The following is a 756-nucleotide window of genomic DNA, read 5'->3' on the forward strand; positions in this document are numbered from 1 at the left end:
TCTCCATGCAGCTCACGACATCGAAAGTGCCGGGCTGCTCTGCCGCCAGCGCCTCGGCGCTGACCAAGCGGTACTTGACGCCGCGTGTGCCGGCCTCGAGCGCATGCAACTGCGCCACCTTGAGCGCCTTGTCGGCCAGGTCGATGCCGAGGACCTCGGCGCCCTTGCGCGCCATCGAGTCGGCCAGGATGCCGCCGCCGCAGCCGACGTCGAGCACCCTGCGGCCGGCAATCGGGGCCATACCGTCGATCCAGTCGAGGCGCAGCGGATTAATTTCGTGCAGCGGTCGGAATTCACTTTCGAGGTCCCACCAACGGTGCGCGAGTTCGGAGAATTTGGCGAGTTCTGCCGGATCGGCATTCACGGGTTCGGTCATGGAGCGATTATGAAACGGCGCGAATTGAAATGCCGGTGCTAGAGCGGGCATAAAAAAACCCCGCCGAGGCGGGGTTTTCTTCAGCGATTCTTGCGAATCACTTGTTGGGGCGGGTACCGACCACTTCGATTTCCACGCGACGGTTCTTGGCGCGGCCTTCGGCAGTGCGGTTGTCAGCGATCGGCTGGCTCTTGCCCTTGCCTTCGGTGTACACGCGGTTCTTTTCGATGCCCTTCGAGACCAGGTAGGCCTTGACGGCTTCAGCGCGGCGGACCGACAGCTTCTGGTTGTACGCCACGGTACCGATCCAGTCGGTATGGCCGACGGCGATGATCACTTCGAGGTTCACGTCCTTGATCTTCGAGACCAAGTCGTCCAGC

2 protein-coding genes are annotated in these 756 nt (G+C 62.4%); both read right to left on the reverse strand.

The genetic code is table 11. The annotated features are described in order from the left end of the window. Window positions 1–376, reverse strand: a 376-nt coding sequence (ubiG, locus tag AC1DY5_RS57590; RefSeq protein ID WP_478123034.1) for a bifunctional 2-polyprenyl-6-hydroxyphenol methylase/3-demethylubiquinol 3-O-methyltransferase UbiG, incomplete at its 3' end; no start/stop codon positions are given. A gap of 97 nt (window positions 377–473) precedes the next feature. Beyond that, window positions 474–756, reverse strand: a 283-nt coding sequence (locus AC1DY5_RS57595) for an OmpA family protein (RefSeq protein WP_478123035.1), incomplete at its 5' end; no start/stop codon positions are given.

It is taken from the genome of Variovorax sp. P4_D9 (assembly GCF_056401695.1).